Origin of the sequence: Polyangium sp. 6x1 (genome assembly GCF_029946515.1) — a bacterium.
Classification (GTDB): domain Bacteria; phylum Myxococcota_A; class Polyangia; order Polyangiales; family Polyangiaceae; genus Polyangium.
In genome coordinates this window covers 21869-27868 of sequence record NZ_JARZHH010000099.1, presented here as the reverse complement: position 1 = coordinate 27868, position 6000 = coordinate 21869, and the positions used below count along the sequence as shown (strand labels likewise).

The window sequence follows — 6000 nt, the reverse complement described above, 5'->3', positions numbered from 1 at the left end:
AGCCGCCCGTGTGGGGCGCGACGCCTGGGCCCGCGCCCGTCGCGCAGTCGCCGCTTGCACAGTCCGCGCACGTCCTTCCGGCGATCCCCGCTGCCCCGGCGAACCGGCCGCCGCCGGGCGCGTTCGCGTCGCCGCCGATGCCACCGCGCCCGCCGCCGCCGCAAGCCGCGCCTGCCGCGCCGATCCTGCCGCCGCGGCCGCAGGCGCCGGGGCTCCCCGCGCCGAACCCGGCGCTCGGCATTCCGACCACGAACCCCAACATGACGATGATGGGGAAGGGCTCGGGCGCGCACACGTTCATCACGGGCCCGCACTCGTACGTCGCGCAGGGCACGCGCATCGACCTGAACGATCAAGCGCGCCAGATCGGCACGCAGATCGCCGCGGTCGAAAAAGGGTTTTTGCCCTTCGACCGCCTCGCGAACGATCACAACCAGCTCCGCGCCGACTACGAGCGCCTGCGCCTCTCGCACGAGCTCGCGCGTGACATCGCCTCCGAGCGCGACACCTCGAAGCTGCTCGACAAGATCCTCGCGAGCATCATCAAGTTCATCAAGGCCGACCGCGGCGTCATGTTCCTCCGCGACGATAGCGGCGACCTCATGCCGCGCGCCTCGCAGCGGCGCGATGGGACCACGGGGCCGATCAGCGTCTCGTCGACGATCCTGAACCACGTCGTCAAGGAGCGCGCGGCCGTCCTCACGCACGACGCGGCCATGGACTTCGCGGCCTCCAAGGGCAAGAGCATGATCCTGAACCGGATCAGCTCGGCCATCGTCGTGCCGCTCGTCGCGCCGAACAACACGCAGGACGTGCTCGGCGTGCTCTGGCTCGACTCGGAGACGCTCGCGCAGTTCCAGCCGAAGGACCTCGAGCTCGTGGTGGCCGTGGCCCACCAGGCCTCGATGTTCATCGAGATCAACATCCTCGGGAAGAAGATCGAGAACGAGATCATCGCCCGCGAGCGCTTCTCGCGGCTGCTCTCGCCGAACATCGCCGAGCGCGTGATGAGCGGCCAGCTCGAGGTGCGCCTCGGCGGTCAGCGCGTCGAGGAGTGCACGGTCTTCAACAGCGACATCCGCGGCTTCACCGCGATGAGCGAGAACACCCCGCCCGAAGAGCTCGTCGACATGCTGAACGAGTACTTCGAGCTCATGGTGGACACGATCTTCAAGTACGAGGGCACGCTCGACAAGTTCATGGGCGACGGGATCATGGGCCTCTGGGGCGCGCCCGTGATCCATCCCGACGACGCGATCCGCAGCGTGCAATGCGCGCTCGAGATGGGCGAGGTGCTCGGCGACTTCAACCGAAGGCGCCTCGAGCGGGACCTCGCGCCGCTCGCGATCGGCATCGGCATCCACACGGGCCCGCTCGTCGCGGGCTACATCGGCAGCTCGAAGGCGCTCTCGTACACGGTCATCGGCGACACGGCGAACACCTCGGCGCGGCTCTGCTCGGTCGCGCTCGCGGGGCAGATCGTGGTCAGCGAGATGACGCACGACAGGCTCGCGGGGCGCTTCGAAACGGAGGAGCTCCCGTCGGCGAAGGTGAAGGGCAAGGAGAAGCCGCTGCGCGTATTCAACGTGATCCGGGCGGCGACGTCGGTGCAGGTCCCCGCGAACATCGTCGCGGAGCCGACGATCTCGGAGTGACCAGGGGCTCGCCATGTTCGTGCTCCCGTTCGAGAAGCCGATCGCAGACCTCGTCGAGAAGGTGAGGGCCCTGCGCGCCCTCGCCGCCTCCGATCGCCGGTTCGAACCCGAGCTCCAGCGCCTCGAAGAGAAGACGTCGCGGCTCGCGCGCGAGATCTTCGCGGACCTCACGCCGATCCAGAAGGTCCAGCTCTCGCGGCACGCGAACCGTCCGTACACGCTCGACTACGTGAAGCGGATCTTCACGGGATGGGTTGAGCTCAAAGGAGATCGGCGCTTCGCCGAGGATCCGTCGATCGTCGCGGGGCTCGCGTCGTACCACGGCCGCAGCGTCGTCGTGGTCGGCCACCAGAAGGGCCGCGGCACGAAGGAGAACGTGAAGCGCAACTTCGGCATGCCGCACCCCGAGGGCTACCGGAAGGCGATTCGCATGTACGAGCTCGCCGACAAGTTCGGCCTGCCCGTGCTCACGTTCATCGACACGCCCGGCGCGTATCCCGGCATCGCCGCCGAGGAGCGCGGGCAGAGCGAGGCCATCGGCGCGGCGCTCGCGGCCATGGCGAGGGCGCGCGTGCCGATGGTCGCGACGATCATCGGCGAAGGCGGGTCGGGCGGCGCGCTCGCGCTCGGCGTGACGAACCGCGTGCTCGTGATGGAGTTCGGTTGTTACTCGGTCATCTCGCCCGAGGGGTGCGCGGCGATCCTGTGGAACGACGGCGCGCGCGCGGACGAGGCTGCGGCGCAGCTCAAGATCACCGCGCCGGAGCTCTTGCAGCTCGGCGTGGTCGACGCGGTCGTCGAGGAGCCGACGGGCGGCGCGCACCAGGACCATGACGACGCCGCGCGCAGGCTCGACGAGGCCTTGTGGCAGACGCTCACCTCGCTCGACGGCCTCACGGGCGACGAGCTCGTCGACGATCGGTACCGTCGCTTCCGCGCGCTCGGGTCTTTCCTCGCCTGACCTTTCCCGGACGGCGGGCCGGCGCTATACGCCGCGGATGCGCATCAACAGGGAGCGGCCGTGACCGTACCCGTCGCCCTCGTCGGCTGCGGTGCGTGGGGCGAGAACCTGCTCCGTGTGCTCTGCGAGAGCCCGCGGGCCGAGCTCGTCGCGGTCGCCGAGACGAGCGCGGCGCGGCGTGAGCTCGCGCGCGCAAAAGCTCCCTCCGCGGCGATCGTCGAGAGCCTCGAGGAGGCGATCGGGCTCGGCGCGCGCGCCGTCGTGATCGCGACGCCGCCGCGCTCGCATGCCTCGCTCGTGCTCACGGCGCTCGACGCAGGGCTCGACGTGCTCGTCGAGAAGCCGCTCGCGCTCTCGGCTGCGGACGCCGAGCGCTGCATGCTGCGCGCGGCCTCGCTCGGGCGCGTCGCGATGGTGGGGCACCTCTTGCGGTATCACCCGGCGGTCGAGCGGCTCGTCGCGATGGTGCACGAGGGGGCGCTCGGCACGATCCGGCACCTCGCGGCGTCGCGGCTCTCCATTCGCGGCGATCGTTCGGTGCCTGCGCTCTGGTCGCTCGGACCGCACGACCTCTCGATCGTGCATGCGATCGAGCCGCTCCGGATCGATGCGCTCGAAGCGACGAGCGGGCCGGAGGGCGATCCGGTCGTGCTCGACTTGCGGCTCGCGTCGGGGTTTGCCGCGCGGATCGAGCTGTCGCGCGTGCACGCGACGAAGGAGCGGCGGATCGTGGTCGTGGGCTCGTCCGCCGTGGCGATGCTCGACGACGTGCGGGCGCCGGATCGCGTCTTTCTGTCCCGCCAAACGGCTGCGCCGAGCGCCGCTCTCTTCGAGGGGCCGACCGAGGAGATCCGCGTCCCCTGGCGCGAGCCGATGGCCGTGGAGATCGATCACTTCCTGCGCTGCGTGGAGGAGCGCCGCGCGCCGCGCACGTCGTTCGAGGAGGGCACGATCGTCGTGCGCGCGCTCGAACGTGCAGAGCGGGTGCTCGGCGAGGCGGTCCCTAGGCCGGCTTCGCTTCCAGCCGAAGGATCGTGATCTCCGGCGCCGCGCCGAGGCGCACCGGCGGCCCCGTCGTGCCGAGCCCCGGGCTTACGTAGAGCCACGCGTCCCCCTCGCGGTACAGGTCGGCGTGGTAGCGATACACGCGCGCGGACAGATTGTACCGCCTCGTAAGAAACGGCACGCCGACCTGCCCCCAGTGCGTGTGACCCGACAGCACGAGCGAGGCGCCCCGCGCAGACAGATCCGGGAAGAGCTGCGGATCGTGGGCCAGCACCACGAGCGGCGCGCTGGGATCGTGGCCGTCGAGCGCGCGCCGCACATTCGCGCGCCGTGACCAGGTGTCGTCGACGCCCGCGATCGTGAGACGCTCGCCGCCGCGCTCGATTGCCTTGCGTTCGTTGCGAAGCACCGCGATGCCGGCCTCGCGCAGCTTCCCCACGAGCGCCTCGCCGTCGCCGAAGTAGTCGTGGTTGCCCATCACGGCGAGCACCCCGTCGCGGCTCTTCAGCGAGCTCGCGAGGTCGGCGATCTCGCCGTGGAACGCGTTGCCGCTCGTCACGTAATCACCGGTGAGCGCCACGAGGTCGACGTCGAGCGCGCGGACGGTCTCCGCCCAGCGATCGGCATGTTCGCGCGGACAGAGCGCGCCGATGTGCAGGTCCGACAGGTGCGCGATGCGGTAGCCGTCGAAGGCGGGCGAGAGGCCGCGGATGGGCACGTCGATCGTGCGCACGCGGACCCAGCGACGCCGCACGAGCACGCCCCAGCTGGCGAGCGTGAGCCCGAGCGCGTATGCGACGATCGCGAGCGAACCCGACGTCGGCACGAGCGTCGCGGGCGCGACGAAGCTCGCGAGCATCGCGAGGGCCAGGCCGACGAGCCAGAGCGGCAGCGCGGCCACGAGGGCGCACCAGTGCACGTAGTACGGCTCCTCGACGAGCAGCCGCCGCAGACGCGGGACCGGACGATCGGCCGAAGCGAGCGCGACCCGTCCTCGAAACGCATAGGCGAGCGCCACGGAGAGCGCGAGCGCGAGGACCCACGGCGCGGGCGCGCCGAGCCGCGCGAGGAGCGCGTGTGCGGCCACGGCGAACGTCACGTGCAGCGCGATCGTCACGGCAAAGAGGACGGTCCAGAACCTTCGCATCACCCTTGGGGCCGGCAGGAAAATGGCTGCTTTACGTCGCCCGAAGCTTCATGCTAGCGCGCGAGTCCCAAGATCACAGGGAGCAGGCACGATGAGCGATCCGAGGATCGAACCCACGATGGTCAAAGCGCCACATGGCGCGCGGACCATGGAGATCGAGTGGGCCGACGGGCACAAGAGCGTGCTTCCGCACGAGATCCTGCGCGGCTACTGCCCTTGCGCCGTCTGCCAGGGGCACGGCGGCACCATCCACTTCGTGCCGGGCGGTGACCTCTCCCTCCGCGACATCCAGCAGGTCGGCAACTACGCCTTGCAGTTCACCTGGGGCGACCAGCACGACACCGGGATCTACTCGTTCCGGTACCTCCGGTCGCTTTGCCAGTGCGACGCATGCAAGCCGACGTTCAGTCCAGGATCGGTGCCGTGAACGACAAGACGAAGCCCGCGAAGAAGAAGCCCGCCACAGGTCCGAAGCCCGCGGCCGCGCCGCCCGGCGGCAAAAACAAGGCGCTCGATCCCAAGCAGATCGTGCATGCGGATTTCCTCGCCGCGGCCGCGCCGGGCTCGTCGCTCCCCGCGCCGACGATGGCCGAGATCGCCTTTGCGGGGCGATCGAATGTCGGCAAATCGAGCCTCATCAACACCCTCGTCGAGCGCAAGGGCCTCGTGCGCACCGGGGCCACGCCCGGCGTCACGCGGCAGATCAACCTCTTCGAGGCGCGCGCCAGGGACGGCGCGGTCTTCCACCTCATCGACCTGCCCGGCTATGGCTACGCCAAACGCTCGAAGGCCGAACGAACGGCTTGGGGCGACCTCATCGAGGGCTACCTCCGCGGACGCATCACGCTCGCGGCCCTCGTCATCCTGGTCGACGTGCGTCGCGGCCTGGAGGAGGACGACCTCGAGCTCATCCAGTTCGTGGAGGAGGCGCGCGACGTCCAGCGCCGGCCCGTGGAGATCGTCATCGTCGCCACGAAGATCGACAAGATCGGGCGCTCGGCGAGCCGCAGCGCGGCGGCGGCGATGGCGAAGAGCACCGGGCGCAAGGTGATCGGTTTCTCCTCGGTCACGGCCGAGGGCCGGGCGGAGCTCTGGGCGCTCCTGCGCAAGGTCACGCTCGGCACGCCCGAGGCGACGCCCGTCACGAAGGACGCGGAGACGGAGCCTGCTTGACGGGCCCACGCGAGCGTCATGAGCCTCGCGTGCTCGGCGTGCCCGTCCTTGGGAAGCGC

The 6000-nt window shown here is 70.3% G+C and carries 6 protein-coding genes; 5 read left to right on the top strand and 1 reads right to left on the bottom strand.

Annotation, left to right across the window (positions count from 1 at the left end; all coding sequences use genetic code 11):
- The 3 genes from QHF85_RS45660 to QHF85_RS45650 form a co-directional block, all read left to right on the top strand.
- On the top strand, positions 1 to 1655 hold a 1655-nt coding region (locus QHF85_RS45660; protein ID WP_281333805.1), incomplete at its 5' end, for an adenylate/guanylate cyclase domain-containing protein.
- 13 nt (positions 1656 to 1668) lie between these two features.
- On the top strand, positions 1669 to 2616 hold the full coding sequence (locus QHF85_RS45655) for an acetyl-CoA carboxylase carboxyltransferase subunit alpha (RefSeq protein ID WP_281333804.1): 948 nt from the start codon (positions 1669 to 1671) through the stop codon (positions 2614 to 2616).
- Positions 2617 to 2676: 60 nt separating this feature from the next.
- Positions 2677 to 3654: a Gfo/Idh/MocA family oxidoreductase gene (locus QHF85_RS45650; protein WP_281333803.1), complete on the top strand. Its 978-nt coding sequence runs from the start codon at positions 2677 to 2679 to the stop codon at positions 3652 to 3654.
- Here QHF85_RS45650 and QHF85_RS45645 read toward each other — a convergent pair.
- Complete coding sequence (locus tag QHF85_RS45645) at positions 3620 to 4768, bottom strand: metallophosphoesterase (protein WP_281333802.1); 1149 nt, start codon at positions 4766 to 4768, stop codon at positions 3620 to 3622. The two genes, QHF85_RS45650 and QHF85_RS45645, sit on opposite strands and share 35 nt — an antisense overlap.
- A gap of 91 nt (positions 4769 to 4859) precedes the next feature.
- Here QHF85_RS45645 and QHF85_RS45640 point away from each other — a divergent pair, with 91 nt between their 5' ends.
- Together QHF85_RS45640 and yihA are read left to right on the top strand one after the other, a co-directional pair.
- Complete coding sequence (locus tag QHF85_RS45640; protein ID WP_170228805.1) at positions 4860 to 5195, top strand: DUF971 domain-containing protein; 336 nt, start codon at positions 4860 to 4862, stop codon at positions 5193 to 5195.
- The gene (gene yihA / locus QHF85_RS45635) at positions 5192 to 5941 is read left to right on the top strand and encodes a ribosome biogenesis GTP-binding protein YihA/YsxC (RefSeq protein ID WP_281333801.1); all 750 of its coding nucleotides are present in this window, start codon (positions 5192 to 5194) and stop codon (positions 5939 to 5941) included. The genes QHF85_RS45640 and yihA overlap by 4 nt, the downstream gene beginning before the upstream one ends.
- Positions 5942 to 6000 lie beyond the last annotated feature (59 nt).

Bases quoted from the DNA above. Each gene is read 5' to 3' on its own strand.
- QHF85_RS45645 (WP_281333802.1), bottom strand. From the start codon at position 4,768: ATGCGAAGGTTCTGGACCGTCCTCTTTGCCGTGACGATCGCGCTGCAC.
- QHF85_RS45640 (WP_170228805.1), top strand. From the start codon at position 4,860: ATGAGCGATCCGAGGATCGAACCCACGATGGTCAAAGCGCCACATGGC.
- QHF85_RS45655 (WP_281333804.1), top strand. From the start codon at position 1,669: ATGTTCGTGCTCCCGTTCGAGAAGCCGATCGCAGACCTCGTCGAGAAG.